24 protein-coding genes are annotated in these 25,817 nt (G+C 54.2%); 13 read left to right on the top strand and 11 right to left on the bottom strand.

Annotation, left to right across the window (positions count from 1 at the left end; all coding sequences use genetic code 11):
* The first annotated feature begins 568 nt into the window (after positions 1-568).
* The 9 genes from rpmH (at position 569) to H7R58_RS23705 (ending at position 8,239) form a co-directional block, all read left to right on the top strand.
* Positions 569-709: a 50S ribosomal protein L34 gene (gene rpmH, locus H7R58_RS23745; RefSeq protein ID WP_003849659.1), complete on the top strand. Its 141-nt coding sequence runs from the start codon at positions 569-571 to the stop codon at positions 707-709.
* Between the two features lie 17 nt (positions 710-726).
* Complete coding sequence (gene rnpA, locus H7R58_RS23740; protein ID WP_106930161.1) at positions 727-1,086, top strand: ribonuclease P protein component; 360 nt, start codon at positions 727-729, stop codon at positions 1,084-1,086.
* The gene (gene yidD / locus H7R58_RS23735; RefSeq protein ID WP_106930158.1) at positions 1,050-1,307 is read left to right on the top strand and encodes a membrane protein insertion efficiency factor YidD; all 258 of its coding nucleotides are present in this window, start codon (positions 1,050-1,052) and stop codon (positions 1,305-1,307) included. The genes rnpA and yidD overlap by 37 nt, the downstream gene beginning before the upstream one ends.
* Positions 1,308-1,309: 2 nt before the next feature.
* On the top strand, positions 1,310-2,956 hold the full coding sequence (gene yidC / locus H7R58_RS23730; protein WP_106930155.1) for a membrane protein insertase YidC: 1,647 nt from the start codon (positions 1,310-1,312) through the stop codon (positions 2,954-2,956).
* A gap of 115 nt (positions 2,957-3,071) precedes the next feature.
* A complete protein-coding gene (gene mnmE / locus H7R58_RS23725) occupies positions 3,072-4,436 on the top strand; it encodes a tRNA uridine-5-carboxymethylaminomethyl(34) synthesis GTPase MnmE (protein ID WP_182929751.1) in 1,365 nt (454 codons plus the stop codon).
* Between the two features lie 180 nt (positions 4,437-4,616).
* A complete protein-coding gene (locus H7R58_RS23720; RefSeq protein ID WP_106930150.1) occupies positions 4,617-5,798 on the top strand; it encodes an MFS transporter in 1,182 nt (393 codons plus the stop codon).
* The gene (yidZ, locus tag H7R58_RS23715; protein WP_182934545.1) at positions 5,767-6,726 is read left to right on the top strand and encodes an HTH-type transcriptional regulator YidZ; all 960 of its coding nucleotides are present in this window, start codon (positions 5,767-5,769) and stop codon (positions 6,724-6,726) included. Before H7R58_RS23720 ends, yidZ begins: the two co-directional genes overlap by 32 nt.
* Before the next feature lie 157 nt (positions 6,727-6,883).
* Positions 6,884-7,633 carry a 4'-phosphopantetheinyl transferase family protein gene (locus H7R58_RS23710; RefSeq protein ID WP_106930144.1) on the top strand — a complete coding sequence of 250 codons (750 nt, stop codon included), beginning with the start codon at positions 6,884-6,886 and terminating at the stop codon, positions 7,631-7,633.
* 39 nt (positions 7,634-7,672) lie between these two features.
* Entirely contained in the window at positions 7,673-8,239 is a 567-nt protein-coding gene (locus tag H7R58_RS23705; RefSeq protein WP_106930142.1) for an NADPH-dependent FMN reductase, read from the top strand.
* Positions 8,240-8,283: 44 nt separating this feature from the next.
* On the opposite strand, the gene adeP is transcribed toward H7R58_RS23705, so the two are convergent.
* Positions 8,284-9,624, bottom strand: a complete 1,341-nt coding sequence (gene adeP, locus H7R58_RS23700; protein ID WP_182929749.1) for an adenine permease AdeP — start codon at positions 9,622-9,624, stop codon at positions 8,284-8,286.
* A 168-nt stretch (positions 9,625-9,792) separates the two neighbouring features.
* Between adeP and yieH the strand changes: the two genes are divergently transcribed.
* Positions 9,793-10,458, top strand: a complete 666-nt coding sequence (yieH, locus tag H7R58_RS23695; RefSeq protein ID WP_106930136.1) for a 6-phosphogluconate phosphatase — start codon at positions 9,793-9,795, stop codon at positions 10,456-10,458.
* 113 nt (positions 10,459-10,571) lie between these two features.
* Here the strand turns inward: yieH and phoU are convergent, their stop codons facing one another.
* The 6 genes from phoU to H7R58_RS23665 all read right to left on the bottom strand — a co-directional run bounded on the left by phoU (position 10,572) and on the right by H7R58_RS23665 (position 15,882).
* Positions 10,572-11,297, bottom strand: a complete 726-nt coding sequence (gene phoU, locus H7R58_RS23690) for a phosphate signaling complex protein PhoU (RefSeq protein ID WP_012907987.1) — start codon at positions 11,295-11,297, stop codon at positions 10,572-10,574.
* 13 nt (positions 11,298-11,310) lie between these two features.
* Positions 11,311-12,084 carry a phosphate ABC transporter ATP-binding protein PstB gene (gene pstB, locus H7R58_RS23685; RefSeq protein WP_035893601.1) on the bottom strand — a complete coding sequence of 258 codons (774 nt, stop codon included), beginning with the start codon at positions 12,082-12,084 and terminating at the stop codon, positions 11,311-11,313.
* Between the two features lie 109 nt (positions 12,085-12,193).
* The gene (gene pstA / locus H7R58_RS23680; protein ID WP_106930134.1) at positions 12,194-13,084 is read right to left on the bottom strand and encodes a phosphate ABC transporter permease PstA; all 891 of its coding nucleotides are present in this window, start codon (positions 13,082-13,084) and stop codon (positions 12,194-12,196) included.
* Positions 13,084-14,043, bottom strand: a complete 960-nt coding sequence (gene pstC / locus H7R58_RS23675; protein ID WP_106930132.1) for a phosphate ABC transporter permease PstC — start codon at positions 14,041-14,043, stop codon at positions 13,084-13,086. Before pstC ends, pstA begins: the two co-directional genes overlap by 1 nt.
* Before the next feature lie 72 nt (positions 14,044-14,115).
* Positions 14,116-15,156 carry a phosphate ABC transporter substrate-binding protein PstS gene (gene pstS / locus H7R58_RS23670; RefSeq protein ID WP_182934544.1) on the bottom strand — a complete coding sequence of 347 codons (1,041 nt, stop codon included), beginning with the start codon at positions 15,154-15,156 and terminating at the stop codon, positions 14,116-14,118.
* 240 nt (positions 15,157-15,396) lie between these two features.
* Entirely contained in the window at positions 15,397-15,882 is a 486-nt protein-coding gene (locus H7R58_RS23665; protein WP_182934543.1) for a fimbrial protein, read from the bottom strand.
* 53 nt (positions 15,883-15,935) lie between these two features.
* Here H7R58_RS23665 and H7R58_RS23660 point away from each other — a divergent pair, with 53 nt between their 5' ends.
* Both H7R58_RS23660 and H7R58_RS25525 read left to right on the top strand, forming a co-directional pair.
* The gene (locus H7R58_RS23660) at positions 15,936-16,916 is read left to right on the top strand and encodes an IS5-like element ISKpn26 family transposase (RefSeq protein WP_000019445.1); all 981 of its coding nucleotides are present in this window, start codon (positions 15,936-15,938) and stop codon (positions 16,914-16,916) included.
* Complete coding sequence (locus tag H7R58_RS25525; RefSeq protein WP_320108687.1) at positions 16,898-17,143, top strand: hypothetical protein; 246 nt, start codon at positions 16,898-16,900, stop codon at positions 17,141-17,143. Before H7R58_RS23660 ends, H7R58_RS25525 begins: the two co-directional genes overlap by 19 nt.
* A 414-nt stretch (positions 17,144-17,557) precedes the next feature.
* On the opposite strand, the gene glmS is transcribed toward H7R58_RS25525, so the two are convergent.
* Positions 17,558-19,387, bottom strand: a complete 1,830-nt coding sequence (glmS, locus tag H7R58_RS23655) for a glutamine--fructose-6-phosphate transaminase (isomerizing) (protein ID WP_106930116.1) — start codon at positions 19,385-19,387, stop codon at positions 17,558-17,560.
* Between the two features lie 180 nt (positions 19,388-19,567).
* Positions 19,568-20,938, bottom strand: a complete 1,371-nt coding sequence (gene glmU, locus H7R58_RS23650) for a bifunctional UDP-N-acetylglucosamine diphosphorylase/glucosamine-1-phosphate N-acetyltransferase GlmU (protein WP_182929745.1) — start codon at positions 20,936-20,938, stop codon at positions 19,568-19,570.
* A gap of 344 nt (positions 20,939-21,282) precedes the next feature.
* Between glmU and H7R58_RS23645 the strand changes: the two genes are divergently transcribed.
* Complete coding sequence (locus H7R58_RS23645) at positions 21,283-23,460, top strand: right-handed parallel beta-helix repeat-containing protein (protein WP_182929744.1); 2,178 nt, start codon at positions 21,283-21,285, stop codon at positions 23,458-23,460.
* A 519-nt stretch (positions 23,461-23,979) separates the two neighbouring features.
* Here the strand turns inward: H7R58_RS23645 and H7R58_RS23640 are convergent.
* Together H7R58_RS23640 and atpD are read right to left on the bottom strand one after the other, a co-directional pair.
* On the bottom strand, positions 23,980-24,399 hold the full coding sequence (locus tag H7R58_RS23640; protein ID WP_064540602.1) for a F0F1 ATP synthase subunit epsilon: 420 nt from the start codon (positions 24,397-24,399) through the stop codon (positions 23,980-23,982).
* A 20-nt stretch (positions 24,400-24,419) separates the two neighbouring features.
* Positions 24,420-25,802: a F0F1 ATP synthase subunit beta gene (atpD, locus tag H7R58_RS23635; RefSeq protein ID WP_035893613.1), complete on the bottom strand. Its 1,383-nt coding sequence runs from the start codon at positions 25,800-25,802 to the stop codon at positions 24,420-24,422.
* Positions 25,803-25,817: the final 15 nt, after the last annotated feature.

Raw genomic sequence — 25,817 nt, 5'->3', positions numbered from 1 at the left:
TGCGAACCGCTATCTGCGGTTTTCAACGGCCTCTTTCAGACATTCTGCTGAAATAACGCGGTTATTTTCCCCTGTTACGATCCACCGATCGCGATCGGGCCGAGGATCATAGCGTAAACTGCGCCAGAGATCTTCTGTTTCTCACAGATTCTTCCCGATTTATCCACAGGGTGGATCCAGAAGCGCTAAGTGTAAACGATCCCGGCAAGGAGAAGGCACGATTTCCTTCGCATATTGGAAAAATTAATGACTAGCGACAAATTTCTGCTTAAATGATCTAACAAAGATCCAGGATGATCCTTGCGCTTTAACGGGCAGCCCGTATAATCCCCCACCCGGCGTGTACTGCTCGAATTTCGGTGAGGGACGCTGCTCATTTACCGGGCAAAAAACGGCGGTCGAACGCGGTTTTTTACGCGGTAAATAAGGAAAGAGAATTGACTCCGGAGTGTACAATTATTACAATCCGGCCTCTTTAATCACCCATGGCTTCGGCGTCCGTCGTTCAATTTTCGGTCGGATATCCAATAAAGCCATTGAATTTATTCAAGTTTAGGTAGAAATCGCCATGAAACGCACTTTTCAACCGTCTGTACTGAAGCGCAACCGTTCTCACGGCTTCCGTGCTCGTATGGCTACTAAAAATGGTCGTCAGGTTCTGGCACGTCGTCGTGCTAAAGGCCGTTCTCGTCTGACCGTTTCTAAGTAATAAAGCTAACCCCTCGAGTGGTTAAGCTAGCATTTCCCAGGGAGTTACGCTTGTTAACTCCCAATCATTTCACATTCGTCTTCCAGCAGCCACAACGGGCTGGCACGCCGCAAATCACCATCCTCGGCCGCCTGAATTCGCTGGGGCATCCCCGTATCGGTCTTACCGTCGCCAAGAAAAACGTTAAACGCGCACATGAACGCAATCGGATTAAACGTCTGACGCGTGAAAGCTTCCGTTTGCGTCAGCATGAACTCCCGCCAATGGATTTCGTGGTGGTGGCGAAGAAAGGGGTTGCCGACCTCGATAACCGTGCTCTCTCGGAAGCGTTGGAAAAATTATGGCGCCGTCACTGTCGCCTTTCTCGCGGCTCCTGATAGGCCTGATTCGGGTCTATCAGCGCCTGATTAGTCCGCTACTCGGGCCGCATTGCCGTTTCACCCCAACCTGTTCTCAATACGGAATTGAGGCATTGCGCAGGTTTGGAGTGATAAAAGGCAGTTGGTTGACAGTGAAACGCGTATTAAAATGCCACCCTTTACACCCTGGTGGTGACGATCCCGTCCCGCCCGGACCATTTGATACCAGAGAACACTAACGATGGATTCGCAACGCAATCTTCTTATCATCGCTTTGTTGTTCGTGTCTTTCATGATCTGGCAAGCTTGGGAACAGGACCACAATCCTCAGACCCAGCAGCAGACCACGCAGACTACGACCACAGCAGCGGGTAGCGCCGCCGACCAGGGCGTACCGGCCAGTGGCCAAGGAAAACTGATTACGGTTAAAACTGACGTGCTTGAGCTGACTATCAACACCCGCGGTGGTGATATTGAGCAAGCGCTGCTTCCGGCGTACCCAAAAACGCTGAAGTCTGACGAACCGTTCCAGTTACTGGAAACCACTCCTCAGTTTGTCTATCAGGCGCAGAGCGGCTTAACCGGTCGTGACGGCCCGGACAACCCGGCTAATGGCCCGCGTCCGCTGTATAACGTCGATAAAGATGCGTTTGTACTGGCCGATGGCCAGAACGAAATCGTCGTTCCGCTGACCTATACCGATAAAGCAGGCAACGTCTTCACCAAAACTTTCACCCTGAAACGCGGTGATTATGCGGTGAACGTTGGCTACGACGTGAAGAACGCCGGCGAGAAACCGCTGGAAGTGTCTACCTTCGGTCAGCTGAAGCAGACTGCGGCCCTGCCTACTGCGCGTGATACGCAGACCGGCGGCCTGTCTACCATGCACACCTTCCGTGGCGCAGCGTATTCAACGTCTGACTCTAAGTACGAAAAATATAAATTCGATACCATCGTTGATAACGAGAACCTGAACACCAACACCAAAAACGGTTGGGTTGCCATGCTGCAGCAGTACTTCACGACTGCATGGGTTCCGCAGAACAACGGTACCAATAACTTCTACACCGCTAACCTCGGTAATGGCGTAGTGGCGATTGGCTACAAATCTCAGCCGGTTCTGGTACAGCCAGGCCAGGCAGATAAACTGCAGAGCACCCTGTGGGTTGGCCCGGCAATTCAGGACAAAATGGCCGCCGTTGCGCCGCACCTGGATCTGACCGTCGACTACGGCTGGCTGTGGTTCATCTCTCAGCCGCTGTTCAAACTGCTGAAATGGATCCATAGCTTCCTGGGTAACTGGGGCTTCTCCATCATCGTTATCACCTTTATCGTTCGTGGCATCATGTACCCGCTGACCAAAGCGCAGTACACCTCCATGGCGAAGATGCGTATGCTGCAGCCGAAGATTCAGGCAATGCGTGAGCGTCTGGGCGATGACAAACAGCGTCAGAGCCAGGAAATGATGGCCCTGTATAAAGCGGAAAAAGTTAACCCACTGGGTGGCTGCTTCCCGCTGATTATTCAGATGCCAATCTTCCTTGCGCTGTACTACATGCTGAGCGCCTCAGTTGAACTGCGTCATGCGCCGTTTATCCTGTGGATCCACGACTTGTCCGCACAGGACCCGTACTACATCCTGCCGATCATCATGGGCGCGACGATGTTCTTCATCCAGAAGATGTCTCCGACTACCGTGACCGACCCGATGCAGCAGAAGATCATGACCTTTATGCCGGTCATCTTCACGGTGTTCTTCCTGTGGTTCCCGTCAGGTCTGGTGGTTTACTATATCGTCAGCAACCTGGTAACCATTATTCAGCAGCAGCTGATCTACCGTGGTCTGGAAAAACGTGGCCTGCATAGCCGCGAGAAGAAAAAATCCTGATTCGGTTGTAGGTTGTAGGCCGGATAAGGCGAAGCCGCCATCCGGCAAACGGAACGAAAATCAAAGGGCGGTCGAATGACCGCCTTTTTTTATTGCAACAAAGTTGAGACAAACCATGAGCCATAACGACACTATCGTCGCCCAGGCTACCCCACCGGGACGCGGTGGGGTGGGCATTCTGCGCATCTCCGGCCTGAAGGCTCGCGACGTGGCGCAGGCGGTGCTGGGCAAGCTGCCAAAGCCGCGCTATGCCGACTACCTGCCGTTTAGAGACGTCGATGGCAGCGCGCTGGATCAGGGCATTGCGCTGTGGTTCCCGGGCCCGAATTCCTTTACCGGTGAAGATGTGCTGGAGCTTCAGGGCCACGGCGGCCCGGTGATCCTCGACCTGCTACTCAAACGTATTCTGACGCTGCCGGGCGTGCGTATCGCCAACCCGGGCGAATTCTCCGAGCGCGCGTTTTTAAACGATAAGCTCGATCTGGCCCAGGCTGAAGCCATTGCCGACCTCATCGACGCCAGCTCCGAGCAGGCCGCACGCTCCGCGCTGAACTCGCTGCAAGGTGCATTTTCCACCCGCGTAAATCACCTTGTGGAAGCACTTACTCACCTGCGCATCTACGTCGAAGCGGCCATCGACTTCCCGGACGAGGAGATCGACTTCCTCTCCGACGGTAAAATCGAAGCGCAACTTAATACCGTGATTGCCGATCTCGACGCCGTCCGCGCCGAAGCGCGCCAGGGCAGCCTGCTGCGCGAAGGGATGAAGGTGGTTATCGCCGGGCGCCCGAACGCCGGGAAATCGAGCCTGTTGAACGCGCTGGCGGGACGTGAAGCGGCTATCGTTACCGATATTGCCGGTACCACCCGCGACGTGCTGCGCGAGCATATCCACATCGACGGGATGCCGCTGCATATCATCGATACCGCCGGTCTGCGCGACGCCAACGATGAAGTCGAGCGTATCGGTATCGAACGTGCGTGGCAGGAAATTGAGCAGGCCGATCGCGTACTGTTTATGGTGGACGGCACCACCACCAGCGCCACCGACCCGGCAGAGATTTGGCCAGACTTTATCGCCCGCCTGCCGAAAAACCTGCCGATTACCGTGGTGCGTAACAAAGCGGATATCACCGGCGAGACGCTGGGTCTGAGTGAAGTGAATGAGTACTCACTTGTTCGCCTCTCCGCCCGTACCGGCGAAGGCGTGGACGTGCTGCGTAACCATCTCAAGCAGAGCATGGGCTTTGAAACCAATATGGAAGGCGGTTTCCTGGCGCGCCGTCGTCACCTGCAGGCACTTTCAGAGGCCGCAGAACACCTACAGCAGGGTAAAGCCCAGCTTCTGGGTGCCTGGGCCGGAGAATTGCTGGCAGAGGAGCTTCGTCTGGCACAGCAGAATCTCAGTGAGATCACCGGGGAATTTACCTCCGACGACCTGCTAGGGCGGATTTTCTCCAGCTTCTGTATCGGTAAATAACGGTGTGTTGCCCGGTGGCGCGATGCTTACCGGGCCTACAGGCCCCGTTGGCCGGATAAGGCAAGGCCGCCCTCCGGCGACAAGTGATTTCCCAGCAGGAAATCACTGTTGTCCAAATGGCAACTCGTGACATCACCGCTCTCCCCGTATGCTTAGCGCCACATTTCCCGTGAGGTCGCTATGACACGCTTTCTTCTGTGCAGTTTTGCCTTAGTTTTGCTTTATCCCGCCGGTATCGATATGTATCTGGTCGGGTTGCCCCGCATTGCGGCCGATTTACAGGCCAGCGAAGCGCAGCTGCATATCGCCTTCTCGGTCTATCTGGCCGGCATGGCCACCGCCATGTTGTTTGCCGGTAAAGTTGCCGACCAATCAGGACGTAAGCCGGTCGCGATTGTCGGCGCGTTGATTTACATCGCAGCCTCCGCTCTCTGCTCACTGGCAGAAAGCGGCACGCCGTTTCTCGTCGGCCGCTTTATTCAGGGCATCGGCGCGGGCTGCTGCTACGTGGTGGCTTTCGCGATTCTGCGCGATACGCTTGACGACCGCCGTCGGGCTAAAGTGCTGTCGTTGCTCAACGGGATTACCTGTATCGTGCCGGTACTGGCGCCGGTCATGGGGCACCTGATTATGCTCAAATACCCGTGGCAGAGCCTGTTCTACACGATGATCGGCATGGGCGTGGTCGTTTGCCTGCTGTCGGTATTTATCCTGCGAGAATCGCGTCCAGCGGCTCTGACGGCCTCGACGCAGCAGCATCACGCTGCCGAATCGCTGCTAAATCGCTTTTTCCTGAGTCGCCTGGCGATAACCACCCTCAGCGTGTCGGTGATCCTCACCTTCGTAAACACCTCTCCGGTGCTGCTGATGGAAGTGATGGGCTTCGACCGCGGCGAATACGCCACCACCATGGCGATGACCGCAGGCATCAGCATGGCGGTCTCCTTCTCTACCCCGTTCGCCCTGAGTCTGTTTAAACCCCGTACGCTGATGCTCACTTCACAGACGTTATTCCTGGCCGCGGGTATCGTCTTAATTCTCGCGACAACCCACGCGTTCACCCTCTTCGGGCTGACCTTAATCTGTGCCGGTTTCTCGGTGGGATTTGGCGTGGCGATGAGCCAGGCGCTAGGCCCGTTCTCCCTGCGCGCGGGCGTCGCCAGCTCGGCGCTGGGGATTGCGCAGGTGTGCGGCTCATCGCTGTGGATTTGGCTGGCGGCTATCCTTGGCTTCGACGCGCTGAATATGCTGATCGGGATACTGATTGGCTGTAGCATAGTGAGCATCATGCTGATTATTTCAGTTGCTCCTAACCGGTCCGCGTCTGCACATGAAGAAACCGCTCACCAGCCTCGATCTTAACCTTCTGCTTTGCCTGCAGCTCCTGATGCAGGAGCGCAGCGTTACCAAAACCGCCAAACGGATGAACGTCACGCCGTCGGCGGTGAGTAAATCTCTGGCGAAGCTGCGCGCCTGGTTTGACGATCCGTTGTTTGTGAACACACCGCTGGGGCTGACGCCGACGCCGCTGATGTTTAGCATGGAGCAAAGCCTGGCGGAGTGGATGCAGATGGCCAACCAGCTGCTCGATAAGCCGCATCATGAAACGCCGCGTGGGCTGAAGTTCGATCTGGTGGCCGAATCGCCGCTGATCATGATCCTGTTCAACGCCCTGTCACAACAGATCTATCAACGTTATCCAAAGGCCACGATCAAAGTCCGCAACTGGGACTACGATTCACTGGACGCCATCATCCGCGGTGAGGTCGACATCGGTTTTACCGGGCGCGAGAGCCATCCGCGATCCCGCGAGCTGCTAAGCCTGCTGCCGCTGTCGATCGATTACGAAGTGCTATTCACCGATCTTCCGTGGGTGTGGCTGCGTGAGGATCATCCGGCGCTGCAGGAAGAGTGGAACCTGGAGACGTTTCTGCGCTATCCCCACATCAGTATTTGCTGGGAGCAAAGCGACACCTGGGCGCTGGACGATGTCCTGCAAGAGATGGGCCGCGAGCGCAATATTGCCCTCAGCCTGCCGGGGTTCGAGCAGTCGCTGTTTATGGCCGCTCAGCCGGATCACACCATGCTGGCGACCGCGCCGCGCTACTGTCAGTATTACAATCAACTTCACCAGCTGCCGTTGGTCGCTCGCCCCCTGCCATTCGACGCCGCACAGCAAGATAAGCTGCTGGTGCCGTTCACCCTGCTCTGGCATAAACGAAATAGTCACAACCCGAAAATTATCTGGCTGCGTGAAACGCTTAAAGCCTTATATCTCGGTGTTTCCTGATGAGTTATTCGTAAAAATAGTCCATTTCAGTTAGGGGAAAGTGTAAAAGTCTCGTAATACCCCTTTTCAATCGCATTTTTAGGCAGTAAAACCTGATCATAACTAGCGTAAATGTTACTCTCCTATAAACCACTGTCCATTAATCACGGAGCGAAAAATGGCGACGCACTTTGCAAGAGGGATCCTTAAGGACGGGCATCTACTGTCGGTTCGGCTATCATCCACCAGCCATAACATCGCACGCCAGCTACCGGCACACCGCCGCACGCGTTACCTGGCTTCACGCGCGCTGTTAGCCGAGCTGCTGTTTATGCTGTATGGCATCAGTGAATTACCGGAAATTGTCACGCCTGATGAGGGCAAGCCGCACTTTAAGGATAGCCACCTGCCTGATTTTTCCATTTCCTATGCGGGTAATATTGTCGGCGTAGCGCTAACGACCGAAGGCCGCTGCGGCCTGGATATGGAACTGCTGCGCGTGCTGCGTAACACGCCGCAGGCCACAATAATGGAAAACTACCGCTTTACCAGTAATGAAAATCTGTGGATCAACAACCAGAACGACCCGCATGAAGCGCGCGCGCAACTGATTACGCTGCGCCAGAGCGTGCTGAAAATGACCGGCGACGTTCACCGCGACTCCCCACAAATGCTCCAGCTGCTGCCCGGCTCCGGCCGCCTGCGCGCCGCGCATACCGAGCAGCTCGAAGCGATATGCGATGCAGAAGATATTCTGGTGTGGTCGCTGTCTGCCTCACCCTCGATTGAAAAATTGAAGGTATGGGAGTTTGACGGTAAGTACGGCTGGCGCAGCCTGCCCGACGCTCAGGCGCGGGCCAACGAACCGGCCGCGCGGTTGATGAGATTCACGAGCCTTCCGGCAGAGAAAGCGCTTATACTCAACTGATTCGGCTGGGAAACAGCCTCATGATGCAAAGGAGTAATCATGTCTGAAGCGTTGAAAGTAGTTACGTTATTGGGAAGCCTGCGCAAAGGTTCATTTAACGGTATGGTGGCACGCACCCTGCCGAAAATCGCCCCGGCGGGCATGAGCGTTGAAGCACTGCCGTCCATCGGCGATATCCCACTGTACGATGCCGATCTCCAGCAAGAAGAAGGGTTCCCACAGAGCGTTGAGGCGCTGGCTGAGCAAATTCGTCAGGCAGACGGCGTCGTTATCGTGACGCCCGAATACAACTATTCCGTCCCGGGTGGGCTGAAGAACGCTATCGACTGGCTGTCCCGTATGCCGGACCAGCCACTGTCCGGTAAACCGGTACTGATTCAGACCAGTTCGATGGGCGCTATCGGCGGCGCACGCTGTCAGTATCACCTGCGCCAGATTCTGGTGTTCCTGGATGCGATGGTGATGAACAAGCCGGAGTTTATGGGTGGCGTGATTCAGAACAAAGTCGACCCACAGCTGGGTGAAGTGATCGAGCAAGGTACATTAGATCATCTGGCCGGTCAGTTGACCGCGTTTGGCGAGTATATTCAGCGCGTTAAAGCGTAAGTTCTTTAAAAACCCTCACCCCGATGGGGCGAGGGTTCACTTCATCAGTGTGCGTCAATAAACACAATCTTCAGTACAAACAGCAGCGCGACAACAATCACGCACGGGCTGAGGTCGCGGAAACGACCGGTACCGATTTTCATCACGCAGTAAGAGATAAAGCCCAGTGCAATCCCTTCGGTAATTGAGAAACTGAACGGCATCATCACGGCGGTAATAAACGCCGGAACGGCTTCGGTCAGATCATCCCACTTCACGCGCGCCAGGCTGGAGGTCATCAGCACCCCAACGTAGATCAGCGCACCCGCAGCAGCGTAGCCCGGTACCATGCCTGCCAGCGGCGACAGGAAAATCACCAGCAGGAACAGAATACCCACAACCACTGCCGTCAGCCCTGTGCGGCCGCCCACGGAGACGCCAGAGGAGGATTCAATGTACGCGGTGACGGAAGAAGTACCAATAAAGGAACCGGCAACGGAGGACACGCTATCGACGAACAGCGCCTGCTTCATACGCGGGAACTTACCTTTCGCATCGGCCAGCCCGGCTTTATCCGTTACGCCAATCAGGGTACCGGAGGAATCGAACAGGTTAACCAGCATAAAGGAGAAGATGACGCCCGCCAGTCCCAGGTTAAACGACCCGGCCAGATCAACGTGGCCCACCACGGTGGTGATGCTCGGTGGCGCAGAGACGATGCCGCTGTAGTGCACATCGCCCAGCATCCAGCCCAGCAGAGTGGTGACTACGATAGACACCAGCACCGCCGCGTGGATATTGCGCGACGCCAGAATCGCAATGATAAAGAAGCCCAGCACGCCCAGCAGGACGCTGTGCGAGGTCAGGTTACCGATGGAAACCAGCGTGTCCGGGTTTGCGACGATGACGCCGGCGTTTTTCAGCCCCATCATGCCGATAAACAGGCCGATACCGCTGGTGATCCCCACGCGCAGGCTGACCGGAATATTGGCAATCATCCAGTAGCGGACGCGGAAAATGGTCAACAGCAGCAGGCCAATGGCGCCCCAGAAGATAGCACCCATACCGACTTGCCAAGGCAGCCCCATGGCCTGCACCACCACGAAGGCGAAGAAGGCGTTCAGGCCCATCGCTGGCGCCAGCGCGACCGGCAGGTTAGCAAATACGCCCATCAGGATACTGCCCAGCGCCGCAATCAGGCAGGTGGTCACGAACACCGCGCTGGTATCCATGCCGGCAACGCCAAGAATTTGCGGGTTTACGAAAACGATGTAGACCATCGTCAGGAAGGTAGTGAAACCGGCGATCACTTCGGTGCGTGCCGTTGTGCCATGCTCGCGCAGTTTAAACACGCGCTCCAGTATCCCCTGACCGGAAGTTGCCGGGGTGGTGTGTTGTTGACTCATTATCTATTTCCGCAGAAAGGGAGGAAAATTCGTCGCTATCCTATACCAAAATGCGACAATAGGCGCGGTTGTGAGATATTTTTTTTCATTGGTTTTGCTTATACGGCAACGATTGCGTCTCTCAATTCAGCATCAGGTAAACGTTAAACTTGTTAAAAAGGAAATGACATGTCCGGAGTTGAAGCGGTTTTTTTCGACTGTGACGGTACGCTGGTCGACAGCGAAGTGATCTGTTCACGGGCCTACGTCCATATGTTCAAAACATTTGGCATCACGCTCGATCTGGAAGAGATTTTTAAACGTTTTAAGGGCGTAAAGCTCTACGAGATCATCGATATCATCAACGCAGAGCACGGGGTTAACCTGGCGAAAGCGGATCTGGAGCCGGTTTATCGCGCCGAGGTCGCACGCCTCTTCGACACCGAGCTGGAGGTGATTGCCGGCGCCAACGCGCTGTTGGATGCGGTAAGCGTACCGATGTGTGTGGTCTCTAACGGCCCGGTCAGTAAAATGCAGCACTCGCTGGGTAAGCTGGGCATGTTGCATCATTTCCCGGAAAAGCTGTTCAGCGGCTACGATATCCAGCGCTGGAAGCCCGATCCGGCCCTGATGTTCCACGCGGCAAAGGCGATGAACGTCAACGTTGAGCACTGTATTCTGGTAGATGACTCCTCTGCTGGCGCCCAGTCGGGCATTGATGCAGGCATGGAGGTGTTCTACTTCTGCGCCGACCCGCACAACAAACCGATTAACCATCCAAAGGTGACGACGTTTACCGATCTCGCGGAACTGCCTGCGCTGTGGAAAGCGCGCGGGTGGAATATTGTCGGTTAAACCGTAGGCCTGATAAGCGAAGCGCCATCATGCAGCATTACGCAGAATGCCGGATGGCGGCGTAACGCCTTATCCGGCCTACAACAGCGGCGCCGGGTGCTCCCGGCGGCCGCTTATTCCTTAGGATCTTTCCCCGCCAGCAGCTTGTCCAGCTCATCGCCGCCCACGTGGCGGAAATCCTGCCCCTTCACGAAGTAGAAGATGTATTCACAGATATTCTGGCAGCGGTCGCCAATACGCTCGATGGAGCGTGCGCAGAACAGCGCGGTCAGCACGCTTGGGATCGTCCGTGAGTCTTCCATCATGTAGGTCATCAGCTGACGCACAATGCCTTCATATTCCTGGTCCACTTTCTTGTCTTCACGGTAGATACGTACCGCTTCATCAAGATCCATACGCGCGAACGCATCCAGCACATCGTGCAGCATCTGCACGGTGTGACGGCCCAGCGACTCCAGGCTGACCAGCAGCGGCTGGTGTTGCTGGGAAAATTTCTCCAGCGCGGTGCGACAGATTTTGTCCGCCACATCGCCAATACGTTCCAGCTCGGCGATGGTTTTGATAATCGCCATCACCAGACGCAGGTCGCTCGCCGTAGGCTGGCGTTTAGCGATGATACGCACACAGGCTTCATCAATCGCCACTTCCATCATGTTGACGTGCTTGTCGCCGTCGATAACGCGCTTCGCCAGCTCGCTATCCTGGTTGTGCATCGCGGTAATAGCATCAGAAAGCTGCTGCTCAACCATGCCGCCCATGGTCATGACCTGGGTGCGGATGCTTTCCAGTTCTGCGTTGAACTGGCCGGAAATATGTTTATTAAGATTTAAATTGTCCACAGTTCTCTCCCGATCAACCGTAGCGGCCAGTAATGTAGTCTTCAGTTTGTTTCTTCGCAGGCTTGGTGAACAGATCGTCCGTGTTGCTGAACTCAATCAACTCGCCCAGATACATAAATGCCGTGTGGTCGGAGCAACGTGCAGCCTGCTGCATGTTGTGGGTCACGATCACGACGGTGTAATCCTCTTTCAGCTCGGTGATAAGCTCCTCGATACGCCCGGTGGAGATCGGGTCGAGCGCGGAACACGGCTCATCCAGCAACAGCACTTCCGGGCGAATGGCGATACCGCGCGCGATGCACAGACGCTGCTGCTGACCACCGGAAAGAGAGTACCCGCTCTGGTGCAGTTTATCTTTGGTTTCATTCCATAATGCGGCCTTGGTCAAGGCCCACTGCACGCGCTCGTCCATATCGGTGCGCGACAGCTTTTCAAACAGGCGTACGCCGAAGGCAATGTTGTCGTAGATAGACATCGGGAACGGCGTCGGCTTCTGGAAAACCATGCCGACCTTGGCGCGCAGCAGGGCGATATCCTGGGTGTTGGTGAGAATGTTGTCACCATCCAGCAGAATTTCACCTTCCGCACGCTGCTCCGGGTAAAGCTCAAACATTTTGTTGAAGGTACGCAGCAGCGTTGATTTGCCGCAGCCCGACGGTCCGATAAACGCCGTCACCTGGTTTTTGGCGATATCCAGGTTGATGTTCTTCAGGGCATGGAATTTGCCGTAGTAGAAGTTCAGGTCACGTACTGAAATCTTACCCGGTGTCGTGTTAACCATACTCATCTCAATCTCTTCCTCATCATGCCTGATGGCGCGCAGCTTTCAGGCCTACATCTATGTCATTCGTAGGCCGGATAAGGCGTTTACGCCGCCATCCGGCAAGGCAATAAACTTAACCGTGTTTCTTCTTCGCGAAAATGACGCGCGCCAGAATGTTCAGCAGCAGGACGCACAGCGTGATAATCAGCACCCCGGCCCAGGCCAGCTGCTGCCACTCAGCAAACGGGCTCATAGCAAATTTAAAAATGGTGACCGGCAGGTTGGCGATGGGCTGCATCATGTCGGTGCTCCAGAACTGGTTCGAGAGCGCGGTAAACAGCAGCGGTGCCGTTTCACCAGCAATGCGCGCAATCGCCAGCAGGATACCGGTCATGATCCCGGAGATAGACGCTTTTAGCGTAATGGCGGAGATCATCTTCCATTTCGGCGTACCCAGCGCATACGCGGCCTCACGCAGGCTATCCGGCACCAGCTTCAGCATGTTTTCGGTGGTACGAATGACGATCGGCACCTGTAACAGCGCCAGCGCAATCACGCCCGCCCAGCCGGAGAAGTGCTGCATCTGCGCCACGACGATGGTGTAGACAAACAGGCCCACAACGATCGACGGAGCGGAAAGCAGAATGTCGTTAATAAAGCGGATAACCTCGGCAAGCCAGGACTTACGCCCGTACTCGGCCAGGTAAATGCCCGCCATAATACCCAGCGGGGTACCAAACACGGTGGCCCACAGAATCAGCAGGCCGCTGCCCGCGAGGGCGTTAGCCAGACCGCCGCCGGCGGTGTTTGGCGGCGGCGTCATTTCGGTAAACAGCGCCAGCGACATGCCATCGATCCCGCGGGTGATGGTCGCCATCAGGATCCACACCAGCCAGAACAGGCCGAAGATCATGGTGGCCATAGAGAGCGTCAGCGCAATGCGGTTCTTCATGCGGCGTCTGGCCTGCATTTTGCGACGGGACTCTGCCAGCGCAGCGGTGTTTTGCATTTCCAGCGTAGCCATTAGCGTGCCCCCTCATTCTTCGCGAGGCGCATGATCATGAACTTCGATGCGGCCAGTACGATAAAGGTAATCGCAAACAGGATCAGGCCCAGTTCCATCAGCGCAGACACGTGCAGGCCAGATTCCGCTTCGGCGAATTCGTTCGCCAGCGCGGAGGTAATGCTGTTGCCTGGCATATACAGCGAGGCGCTATCGAGCTGGTAGGTGTTGCCGATGATAAAGGTCACCGCCATCGTTTCACCCAGCGCGCGGCCCAGGCCGAGCATGACGCCGCCTATCACCCCGTTTTTAGTGAATGGCAGAACGATACGCCAGATAACCTCCCAGGTGGTGCAGCCGATGCCGTAGGCCGACTCTTTCATCATCACCGGGGTTTGCTCGAACACATCACGCATCACGGCAGAGATATACGGGATGATCATGATGGCGAGGATAACCCCGGCCGCGAGGATACCGATACCAAACGCCGGGCCGGAGAACAGCGCGCCGACAAACGGGATGTTAGAAAGAATATTGCCGACCGGCTCCTGGAAGTAGGTCGCGAACAGCGGCGCGAAGATAAACAGGCCCCACATGCCGTACACGATACTGGGGATGGCCGCCAGCAGCTCAATGGCGATACCTAACGGGCGTTTGAGCCAGTTTGGCGCCAGTTCGGTCAGGAAGAGTGCGATACCGAAACTCACCGGAACGGCGATCAGCAGCGCGATAAAGGAGGTCACGAGCGTACCGTAAATCGGCACCAGCGCGCCGTAAATGTCGTTAGGTGCATCCCACTCTTTGGTCCACAGGAAGGCGAAGCCGAACTTCTCCATACTGGGCCAGGAGGAGATGATCAGAGAAACGATAATCCCGCCCAACATCAATAGCACAATCAGCGCAGCCAGTCTTACCAGCGCGCTGAATATCATGTCACCCTTTTTACCCGGTGGGTTAAAAGCAGGCTTAGTTGCAGCCATAAATCACTCTTTCCAGTTTAAAATCCGCCACGACGCTGACAGCTGCCCGGCGTTGCCGCCGGGCGACCGTCATCAGTACAGCGCTTTACCGCTGCTGTCTTTTACGTTGGTTTTCCATGCAGCACGAACCTGCTCAACCACGCTTTCCGGCAGAGAGGCATAATCCAGTTCGTTAGCCTGTTTGCCGCCGTTTTTGTACGCCCAGTCAAAGAACTTCAGCACTTCAGCGCCCTGCTCTGGTTTCTTCTGCTCTTTGTGGACCAGGATAAAGGTGGTGGAGGTAATCGGCCACGCGTTATCACCTTTCTGGTTGGTCAGGTCCTGCGCGAAGGTTTTGCTCCAGTCAACGCCTTTAGCGGCGTTAGCGAAGTTGTCTTCGGTTGGGCTAACCGGTTTGCCATCAGCAGAAACCAGCTTGGTGTAAGCCAGGTTATTCTGCTTAGCATACGCGTATTCAACATAGCCGATGGAGCCCGGCAGACGCTGTACGAACGCCGCAATACCGTCGTTACCTTTACCGCCCAGACCGGTCGGCCAGTTTACGGTAGAGCCTGCGCCAATTTTGGATTTCCACTCTTCGTTCACTTTCGCCAGGTAGCTGGTGAAGACGAAGGAGGTGCCGGAACCGTCAGCACGACAGACCACGGCAATATTCTGAGAAGGCAGCTTCACGCCCGGGTTCAGTTTGGTGATGGCTTCGTCATCCCACTTCTTAATTTTACCCAGGTAGATGTCGCCCAGCGTTTTACCGTCGAGCACCAGCTCGCCGGATTTCAGGCCAGGGATATTAACGGCCAGCACCACACCGCCGATCACGGTCGGGAACTGGAACAGGCCTTCCTGCGCCAGTTTTTCGTCAGACAGCGGAGCATCAGATGCGCCGAAATCCACGGTGTTAGCGGTAATTTGTTTTACGCCACCGGAGGAGCCGATACCCTGGTAATTGACTTTATTACCGGTTTCTTTCTGGTAGGTATCCGCCCATTTGGCATACACCGGCGCAGGGAAAGTTGCACCCGCGCCCGTCAGGCTTGCTGCTGCAAAGGCAGAGAAAGCGCTCATCGATAAGGTCGCGGCGACAACAGTTGCGACAGTGGTACGCATAACTTTCATAATGTCTCCTGCAAGAATTCGTAAATCGTTGTTTAGTGGCTACGATGAGCAAAATAGGACAAACAGGTGACAGTTATATGTAAGGTTTATGACAGTTTAATGACAGCAAACACGTAAAACATAACTAATTGATAATTATGAAAAATAATTCACGTAGATTCTTGTTTTTTTTGAATAAGACGGGTTCAGAATGGCAAATATGACAACGGCTGTCATAAACAGCCGTTGTGCTTGAAGACGTTAGTTTTTAATTTCCATGATGATCGTGGCATTGGCGTTAAAGGTACCGGGTTTTGGCCTGGCGCCGGTGGCGCTACCGGGCGCGGCAGAGAAATTGAACTCGCCATCTTCTTCACCCAAACGCGAACGTTTTCCCATATCTGTTTCCATGCGCCCGCCGTTCACATCAACTTCTTTATCGTATTCATCATAAATCTTGATTCCAACATCGTCGTTTGATGTCTGTAACATTGTGGGCGATGCCGCCGTCTGCGTCGCATGTAGCGAAACTTCAACATCTTGCCCAGCCGCCATTCCCGTACACTTCACCGATGCTTTGATCGGAATTTTACGGCTGGTTATCGCCGAACCCGGCGTTGACGAAAATTCAGAAGCCGGTATTTTTTCAAAATTGACTTCAATCACTTGCCCACCGTTAACTTCACACTCCTGTGGAGCGGTGATATCCCCCTGGATATAGACATCGGCTAAGGAAGGTGCGAACAAGTTCCTGATATGAGATCATCATATTCATCCGGAGCGCATCCCAGAGGGACATCATGAGCCATCAACTCACCTTCGCCGATAGTGAATTCAGCACTAAGCGCCGTCAGACCCGAAAAGAGATTTTCCTCTCCCGCATGGAGCAGATTCTGCCATGGCAGAATATGACCGCTGTCATCGAGCCGTTTTATCCCAAGGCGGGCAATGGCCGACGGCCCTATCCGCTGGAGACCATGCTGCGTATTCACTGCATGCAGCATTGGTACAACCTGAGCGACGGTGCCATGGAAGATGCCCTGTACGAAATCGCCTCCATGCGCCTGTTTGCCCGATTATCCCTGGATAGCGCCCTGCCGGATCGCACCACCATCATGAATTTCCGCCACCTGCTCGAGCAGCATCAACTGGCCCGTCAATTGTTCAAGACCATCAATCGCTGGCTGGCCGAAGCAGGCGTCATGATGACCCAAGGCACTTTGGTGGATGCCACCATCATTGAGGCACCCAGCTCTACCAAGAACAAAGAGCAGCAACGCGATCCGGAGATGCATCAGACCAAGAAAGGCAATCAGTGGCACTTTGGCATGAAGGCCCACATTGGTGTCGATGCCAAGAGTGGCCTGACCCACAGCCTAGTCACCACCGCGGCCAACGAGCATGACCTCAATCAGCTGGGTAATCTGCTTCATGGAGAGGAGCAATTTGTCTCAGCCGATGCCGGCTACCAAGGAGCGCCACAGCGCGAGGAGCTGGCCGAGGTGGATGTGGACTGGCTGATCGCCGAGCGTCCCGGCAAGGTAAAAACCTTGAAGCAGCATCCGCGCAAGAACAAAACGGCCATCAACATCGAATACATGAAAGCCAGCATCCGTGCCAGGGTGGAGCACCCGTTTCGCATCATCAAGCGGCAGTTCGGCTTCGTGAAAGCCAGATACAAGGGGCTGCTGAAAAACGATAACCAACTGGCGATGTTATTCACCCTGGCCAACCTGTTTCGGGTGGACCAAATGATACGTCAGTGGGAGAGATCTCAGTAAAAACCGGAAATAACGCCAGAAATGGTGGAAAAAATAGCCTAAATAGGCTGATTCGATGTGTTTGCGGGAAAAAAATCGGCCCAGATCCGCGAAATTTTAATCAGCGAGTCAGCTTGGGAAGAAATGACCTGCTTATTCGCACCTTCCCTAAAGAAATAGCCGTTAATTTTCCTTTCATTTTAGACTCCATAAACATTGATTATAATAACCACTATTTTTATCGATAATATACATAGAGGTTTAATTGCAGGAGGATGATACATCTGGAGTCGAATTAGTCACAAGATAAATAAATTAATTTCCAGAATGAAAATTTATTTATCTCGATGGAATTATTGTAATATTTCAATATCACACGCAAAAATCAAAAACAAAATATATATATAACATACTTAAATTATACACATACATTAAGATTTTTGCATAAAATGCATGATAATTCAGAATAAATTTATACCGGAGTTAAAATAACGCTAAAGAAATCAATATCAAAAAGATAAAAATAGAATAATCATTATTCCGCTATTTTATTTGCATTTTGTGCCATGGTTAAGTTTCGAACGAAAAATCACACGATTATTGTGCCATGTCACCGATAAAAAAAGGCCGCTATGCGGCCTTTTTTACCAGAGAGTAATACCTTATTCGACTGTCACCGATTTCGCCAGGTTACGCGGCTGATCCACATCGGTGCCCTTAATCAGCGCCACGTGGTAAGACAGCAGCTGCAGCGGCACGGTGTAGAAGATAGGCGCAATCACCTCTTCGACGTGCGGCAGTTCGATGATATGCATGTTATCGCTGTTGCTGAACGCCGCATCCTGATCGGCGAAGACATACAGCTCACCGCCGCGCGCGCGCACTTCTTCGATGTTGGATTTCAGTTTCTCCAGCAGCTCGTTGTTCGGCGCGACAACAATCACCGGCATATCGGCGTCAATCAGCGCCAGCGGGCCGTGCTTCAGTTCACCCGCCGCATACGCTTCTGCGTGAATGTAGGAGATCTCTTTCAGCTTCAATGCCCCTTCCAGTGCGATGGGGTACTGATCGCCGCGGCCCAGGAACAGCGCGTGATGCTTGTCAGAGAAATCTTCTGCCAGCGCTTCAATGCGTTTATCCTGCGAGAGCATCTGCTCAATACGGCTCGGCAGCGCCTGCAAACCGTGGACGATATCGTGCTCAACGGACGCATCCTGACCTTTCAGACGCGCCATTTTCGCCACCAGCAGCAGCAAAACGGTCAGCTGAGTGGTGAATGCTTTGGTCGACGCGACGCCAATTTCCGCACCGGCCTTGGTCATGATCGACAAATCCGACTCGCGCACCAACGACGAACCCGCCACGTTACAAATCGCCAGCGAGCCCAGGTAACCCAGCTCCTTGGTCAGACGCAGGCCTGCCAGCGTATCGGCGGTTTCTCCGGACTGCGACAGGGTGATCACCAGGCTATTCGGGCGCACGGCTGATTTGCGGTAGCGGAATTCAGAGGCGATTTCGACATCGCACGGCATACCGGCCAGCGATTCAAACCAGTAGCGCGCGACCATGCCCGAGTTATAGGACGTTCCGCAGGCGATAATCTGAATGTGCTCAACCTTAGCGAGCAGCGCATCGGCCTCCGGCCCCAACTCGCTCAGATCCACCTGACCGTGGCTGATACGCCCGGTTAAGGTGTTTTTGATCGCGTTCGGCTGCTCGTAGATCTCTTTTTGCATGTAGTGGCGGTAGATGCCTTTATCACCCGCATCATACTGCACGTTGGATTCAATATCCTGACGCTTCACTTCCGCGCCAGTCTTATCGAAAATGGCCACGGTACGACGGGTAACCTCCGCGATATCGCCCTCTTCCAGGAAGATAAAGCGACGGGTGACCGGCAGCAGCGCTAATTGGTCAGAAGCGATAAAGTTCTCGCCCATGCCCAGACCGATAACCAAAGGACTGCCGGAACGCGCTGCCAGCAGCGTGCTCGGATCGCGAGAATCCATGATCACCGTACCGTACGCTCCGCGCAGCTGCGGAATCGCGCGAAGCACGGCTTCACGTAATGTACCGCCCTGTTCCATTTCCCAGTGCACCAGGTGAGCAATCACTTCGGTGTCGGTCGCTGAAACGAAGACATAGCCGCGTGCTTGCAGCATTTCACGCAGCGGTTCGTGGTTTTCGATGATGCCGTTATGCACCACCGCAATATGATCAGACACATGCGGGTGCGCATTGCCTTCTGAAGGTTCACCATGCGTTGCCCAGCGGGTGTGAGCGATACCGGTGCCGCCTGGCAGCGGGTGCTCTTCCGCAGCCTGTGCCAGCATCTGGACTTTGCCCAGGCGGCGCAGGCGGGTCATATGCCCTTGCCCATCGACGACGGCCAGACCGGCAGAGTCATATCCGCGGTATTCCAGACGACGAAGCCCTTCAAGAAGGATTTCAGCTACATCACGTTGCGCGACTGCGCCAACAATTCCACACATAGTTTTATGTTCCGATTTTTTACGCGTTGTCGGTCAACCTGTTGCCCGTATACCGGGCGCCCCGAGCCTTGTAGAGAATGGGGTTATTTTTATAGGTACTGCACGTTGGGCGGGAGATTATGTTATCGCCTCGCCCCTGTCAGCCTGATGGCGGCTACGCCTTATCAGGCCTACAAAAAACTACTTCTTCTTCACCGGACGCTGCCAGCCTTGCTTGTGTACCTGCGGTACGCGGCTCAGCACCAGCTCATTATCGGCCACATTACGGGTAACCGTGGTTCCTGCGGCGATGGTCACGCCGTTACCGATGGTGACCGGTGCCACCAGCTGGCTGTCGGAACCGACGAACACGTCGTCGCCGATAATGGTTTTAAACTTGTTCGCACCATCATAATTGCAGGTGATAGTCCCTGCGCCGATATTGACGTTGTCGCCAATTTCAGCGTCGCCGAGGTAAGTCAGATGACCGGCCTTCGAGCCCTTGCCCAGACGCGCTTTTTTCATTTCGACAAAGTTACCGACGTGTGCCCCTTCCAGCAGCTCAGCGCCGGGACGCAGACGAGCAAACGGCCCGATAGTACAGGCCGCCTCGAGAACGGCATCTTCTACAACGCTGTATGGACTAATTTCGCAGCCATCACCGATGGTACTGTTTTTAATGACGCAGCCGGTACCGATTTTGACGCGGTTGCCCAGCACGACGTTGCCTTCAAGAATAACGTTAGTATCAATCTCAACATCGCGCCCATGCGTAAGCGTGCCGCGCAGGTCGAAGCGCGCGGGATCGCGCAGCATGACGCCTGCCAGCAGCAATTTTTCTGCCTGTTCGGACTGATAAATACGCTCAAGACGTGACAGCTGCAGGCGGTTATTCACGCCGTCGGTTTCACTGATACGCGCCGGATGAACCGCAGCAATCTCACGCCCTTCCTGGTACGCCATCGCGATAATATCGGTGATATAGAACTCGCCCTGCGCGTTGTTGTTGTCGAGCTTCGCCAGCCAGCGTTTGAGATCGGCACCGTTCGCAATCAGAATGCCGGTGTTAATTTCACGAATCTGGCGCTGCTCTTCACTCGCATCTTTCTGCTCCACGATGCCAGAAACTTTGCCGTTTTCGCGGGTAATACGGCCATAGCCGGTTGGATCGTCGAGCACGACCGTCAGCAGACCAATGCCGCCCTGCGGCTTCGCTTCACGCAGGCGCTGCAGCGTTTCCACCGAGATCAGCGGCACATCGCCGTACAGCATCAGAATATCTTCGTCATCAGCAAAGAACGGTGCCGCCTGCTGCATGGCGTGGCCGGTACCCAGCTGTTCAGCCTGAAGCACCCAGTTCAGGTTACCTTCCGTTAAGGTTTGCTTCAGTAAATCGCCACCGTGGCCGTACACCAGGTGCACCTGGTTCGCGCCGACATGGTTAGCGGCGTCAATGACATGCTGCACCATGGGTTTTCCCGCCAGGGTGTGCAGCACTTTCGGAAGTTCGGAATACATGCGTGTGCCTTTGCCAGCGGCAAGGATCACAACGCTCATGGTACGGTTAGACATAGGTATCCTGTCTGTAGATTAAGTATGAAGTAAACCGGGTTATCGTTGAAAATTCTACATATTTTGCAGCATGAAATGGCCTGCCGATAAAACGTTCAACATTCCCTTTAGCACTGTTTTTCTTTCCTTATTTTCGTCCATATCAAATCCATTTGTCTTGTAAGAAATCAGACCAACAGTCTGATTCTACGCTATCTCACTGCTTATCCTGTTTTTTTGCCACCTGAATAAAGAACGCGTCTAATTAAAACAGCGTTTTATTTACTCATTATTGTGACGAACAAAAAAGAAACAGCGTTTTGATTTGGTGATAATTACGGCGCTCAACCATTCAGGAAGATAATATGAACAAGAAGATACCTCTGGCTCTTACCCTCTGTAGCGCAGCGCTCTCTCTCTCCGCGCAGGCCCAGACGCCCCAGCAATGGAAAGCGATCGCTTTTGGGCAGTCCACCGACGTCAACTTCTCCTCCAACGTACTGGCGGAGAAAGTGGGCGTGAATAACGTTACCATCGACGGTAAGACGCTGACACCACAGCAAATTGCCGATCTCAGTAAACCCATCACCATTGAAAGCCGCGGCGGAAAAATCGCCAACTCTCATGATGGCCTGACCTTCTTCTACACCACACTGCCTACCGATAAGAACTTTGTTCTTTCGGCAACGGTCACCGTGGATCAGTTCGGTCCGGAAAATGGCGCCAGGCCAGCAGCACAGGAAGGCGCAGGCCTGCTGGTGCGCGATATCATCGGTATTCCGCGCCAGGAGCCGCTGAAAGAAGGCTATGAAGAGTTCCCCGCTGCGTCAAATATGGTGATGAACGCCATCATGACGCAGGATAAAAAGGATGATTACCGCGTGAAGCTCCAGGCGATTGCACGTAACGGTATTACTCAACCGTGGGGCAACGCCGGTTCTGAGATCAAAAAGGTCAGCTATAAAGAGGGGATCGATCTTCACCAATCACCAACCTTCCGCCTCAAGCTCGAACGCACCAACGACGGCTTCATCACCGCCTGGGCTCCAGCCAATAGCGAAGAGTGGGTGAGCGAACGCGTACCACATGCCGATCTCATTTCCGTTCAGGATAAGCAACAATATTACGTCGGCTTCTTTGCATCACGTAATGCCAGGATTACCGTCAGCAACGCGTCATTAACCACCTCAGCGGCCCAAACCGTCGCCTCTAAACCTTTCGTCGCCAAATCGTGGCCGGTGGTAATGCAGATAGCCTCTGGCAGTAAGAGTCAGACGCCAACGTATACCCTCCAGGCACGTGCTAACTACGACGGGCAGTTCACCGTACGGCAAAATGAAGTGGTGATCGGGGAGAATAAAGCGGTTAAAGCTGGCGAAATGTTCACCCTGCCGGCCCGGCTGAAAGACAACAATACGTTCCAGATTAGCTTCACCCCCACCAGCGGCAAAGATCGTTCACCGGTTGAGCAGCAGCTGACCGTAAGCCAGGAAAAAGGCATTACGGCTACCACGCTGTATGCGGCAGCAGACGGCAAGGCCGACGCCAAAGGCACTGAGGGTTCACCATTAGATTTGAAAACGGCAATTGAGCTAGTGCCACCGGGCGGAAAAATTGTGCTCGCTGCGGGTGATTACCCGAAGACCGATATTCCGCTGTCTGCTAGCGGCCTTGAAAACGGCCATAAAACGCTAGAGGCATCCGGAAAGGCGGTTATCCACGGTATGCTGCTGGACGGCCACTACTGGACGCTGCGCGGTATCGATATCACCGATAAGAGTCTGCGTATTCAGGGGAGCCACAACCTGATTGAAAACGTCACCGCTTACCGTAATGACGATACCGGGATTCAGATATCTTCGGCAGATAAGATTGGTCGCCCGCTGTGGGCCAGCTACAACCGGGTGGTGAATTCCGAGTCTTATAGCAACGAAGACCCGGGTAAGATTAACGCCGACGGCTTCGCCGTGAAGATGCGCGTGGGTGAGGGTAACCGACTGGAAGGCTGCTATTCCCATGATAACATTGACGATGGGTACGACCTGTTCAACAAGATTGAAGACGGTGCCAACGGCGTGGTCGTGATTGAAAACTCCATCGCCCGTAATAATACCAGCAATGGCTTTAAGCTAGGCGGCGAAGGCCAGCCGGTCGCCCATGAGATCCGCAATAGTATTGCGGTTGGCAACCATCTCGATGGCTTCACCGATAACTTCAACCCGGGCAAGCTGGTGGTCGTCAACAACGTTGCGGTCGATAACCAGCGCTTCAACTTTATCTTCCGCCCGAGTCCTTACGGCGATCCCGCCACCCAGGGCGTGTTCAGCGACAACATTTCGCTGCGCAGCCAGCCGGGGAAATACGATGATGCCGTTGTCGGCAATATCGATGCCACCAACTACTTTATCGAGCAGGGTAAAAGCGTGAATACCGAAGGGAAGGAACTGCGCGCGGAAGACTTCCAGTCGCTGTCATTACCGCAGCCGCTGAAGCGTAATGCGGACGGCAGTTTTGATACCGGGAATTTCCTGACTAAGGATTAATGTGGTCTGTCATGTAGGCCTGGTAAGCGCAGCGCCATCAGGTATGCCGCGAGCACATTGCCGGTTGATGGTTGATGGTGTAAACGGCTTATCCGGCCTACAAAATACAAAGGTCGCCGTGAGGCGACCTTCTTCGTTTTGGGTTCTGTTTACACCGCGTGTGTTGTGGTTTTCGTTAGCGGTACAGCGCTTAACAGAACGGCATCTGACCTACAGGTGAGGCGGTCAGTGCGGTCATCAACCTTACAGGTTGAAAGTACCGAAAGAGATGTTCATAGAGCTGAAGAGAGCGATGATTTTGTTGATCAGTTTCATGATTTTTATCCTGCGATAGTAGTGATATTTTTTGTGACTCAACTCACAAAACGAAGTCTACTCCTCCAGATTTTTTCGATCAACAGTTTTGTGACCTTAATCACAAAATATTTAAAATACCTTTTCAGTTTCATTTAAATTAAAACAAGACATAAAAAAAGCCAGCCTGGAAACCAGACTGGCTTTTTGACTTTCAAGCCGGTGTTACATCGCTTTTTTGGTCAACTCGATAACGCGCAGTTTAGCGATCGCTTTGGCCAGTTCCGCAGACGCCTGAGCGTAATCCACGTCACCATGAGAGCTCTTAATGTGCTCTTCGGCCTTACGTTTCGCTTCCAGAGCTCGCGCTTCGTCGAGGTCCTGACCGCGAATCGCGGTATCAGCCAGAACGGTCACGGTGCCAGACTGCACTTCAAGAATGCCGCCGGACAGATAGATAAACTCTTCGTGACCGTGCTGTTTAACGATGCGAATCATACCAGGCTTAATGGCGGTGAGCAGCGGGGCGTGGCCCGGGTAAATACCCAGCTCACCTTCGCTACCCGTTACCTGGATTTTCTCGACCAGACCAGAGAACATTTGTTGCTCTGCGCTGACGACGTCCAGGTGGTAAGTCATTGCCATATCACCCTCCGATTAAGGCGTTAAAGTTTTTTGGCTTTTTCCACTGCTTCGTCAATGGAACCGACCATGTAGAACGCCTGCTCCGGCAGGTGATCGTATTCGCCGTCCATGATGCCTTTAAAGCCACGGATGGTGTCTTTCAGCGAAACGTATTTACCCGGAGAACCGGTGAATACTTCTGCTACGAAGAACGGCTGGGACAGGAAGCGCTGAATTTTACGTGCGCGTGCTACCACCAGTTTGTCTTCTTCAGACAGTTCATCCATACCCAGGATGGCGATGATGTCTTTCAGTTCCTGATAACGCTGCAGGATGGACTGAACGCCACGAGCGGTGTCGTAGTGTTCCTGACCAACAACCAGCGGATCCAGCTGACGGCTGGTGGAGTCCAGCGGGTCAACCGCAGGGTAGATACCCAGGGAAGCGATCTGACGGCTCAGTACGACGGTTGCATCTAAGTGCGCAAAGGTCGTTGCTGGGGATGGGTCAGTTAAGTCATCCGCAGGTACGTATACTGCCTGTACGGAGGTGATAGAACCGGTCTTGGTGGAGGTGATACGTTCCTGCAGAACGCCCATCTCTTCCGCCAGAGTCGGCTGGTAACCTACCGCTGAAGGCATACGACCCAGCAGTGCAGATACTTCAGTACCGGCCAGGGTGTAACGATAGATGTTATCGACGAACAGCAGTACGTCACGACCTTCGTCACGGAATTTCTCAGCCATGGTCAGACCGGTCAGAGCAACGCGCAGACGGTTTCCCGGTGGCTCGTTCATCTGGCCATATACCAGGGATACTTTATCGATAACGTTGGAGTCGGTCATTTCGTGGTAGAAGTCGTTACCCTCACGAGTACGTTCACCTACGCCCGCAAACACGGAGTAACCGGAGTGCTCGATCGCGATGTTACGGATCAGCTCCATCATGTTTACGGTTTTACCTACACCCGCACCGCCGAACAGACCGACTTTACCGCCCTTCGCGAACGGACACATCAGGTCGATAACTTTGATACCGGTTTCCAGCAGTTCCTGAGAGCTGGACAGCTCTTCGTAGGAAGGTGCTGCGCGGTGGATAGCCCAACGCTCTTCTTCACCGATGTCGCCTTTCATGTCTACTGGCTGACCCAGAACGTTCATGATACGACCCAGTGTTGCTTTACCTACCGGAACTTCGATCGGGTGCTCGAGGTCTTTAACATCCAGACCGCGACGCAGACCGTCGGAAGAACCCATAGCGATGGTACGTACGATACCGCCGCCGAGCTGCTGCTGAACTTCCAGCACCAGAACTTCATTACCATTCTGCACCTCAAGAGCTTCGTACACGCGCGGTACGGCATCCTGAGGGAATTCGACGTCAACTACGGCGCCGATTACCTGGACAATTTTTCCAGTAGCCATCTTGAATCCTCTACG

The organism is Klebsiella sp. WP4-W18-ESBL-05 (assembly GCF_014169075.1).
Classification (GTDB): Bacteria; Pseudomonadota; Gammaproteobacteria; order Enterobacterales; family Enterobacteriaceae; genus Kluyvera; species Kluyvera ascorbata_B.
This window is presented reverse-complemented; position numbering and strand designations above follow the sequence as displayed.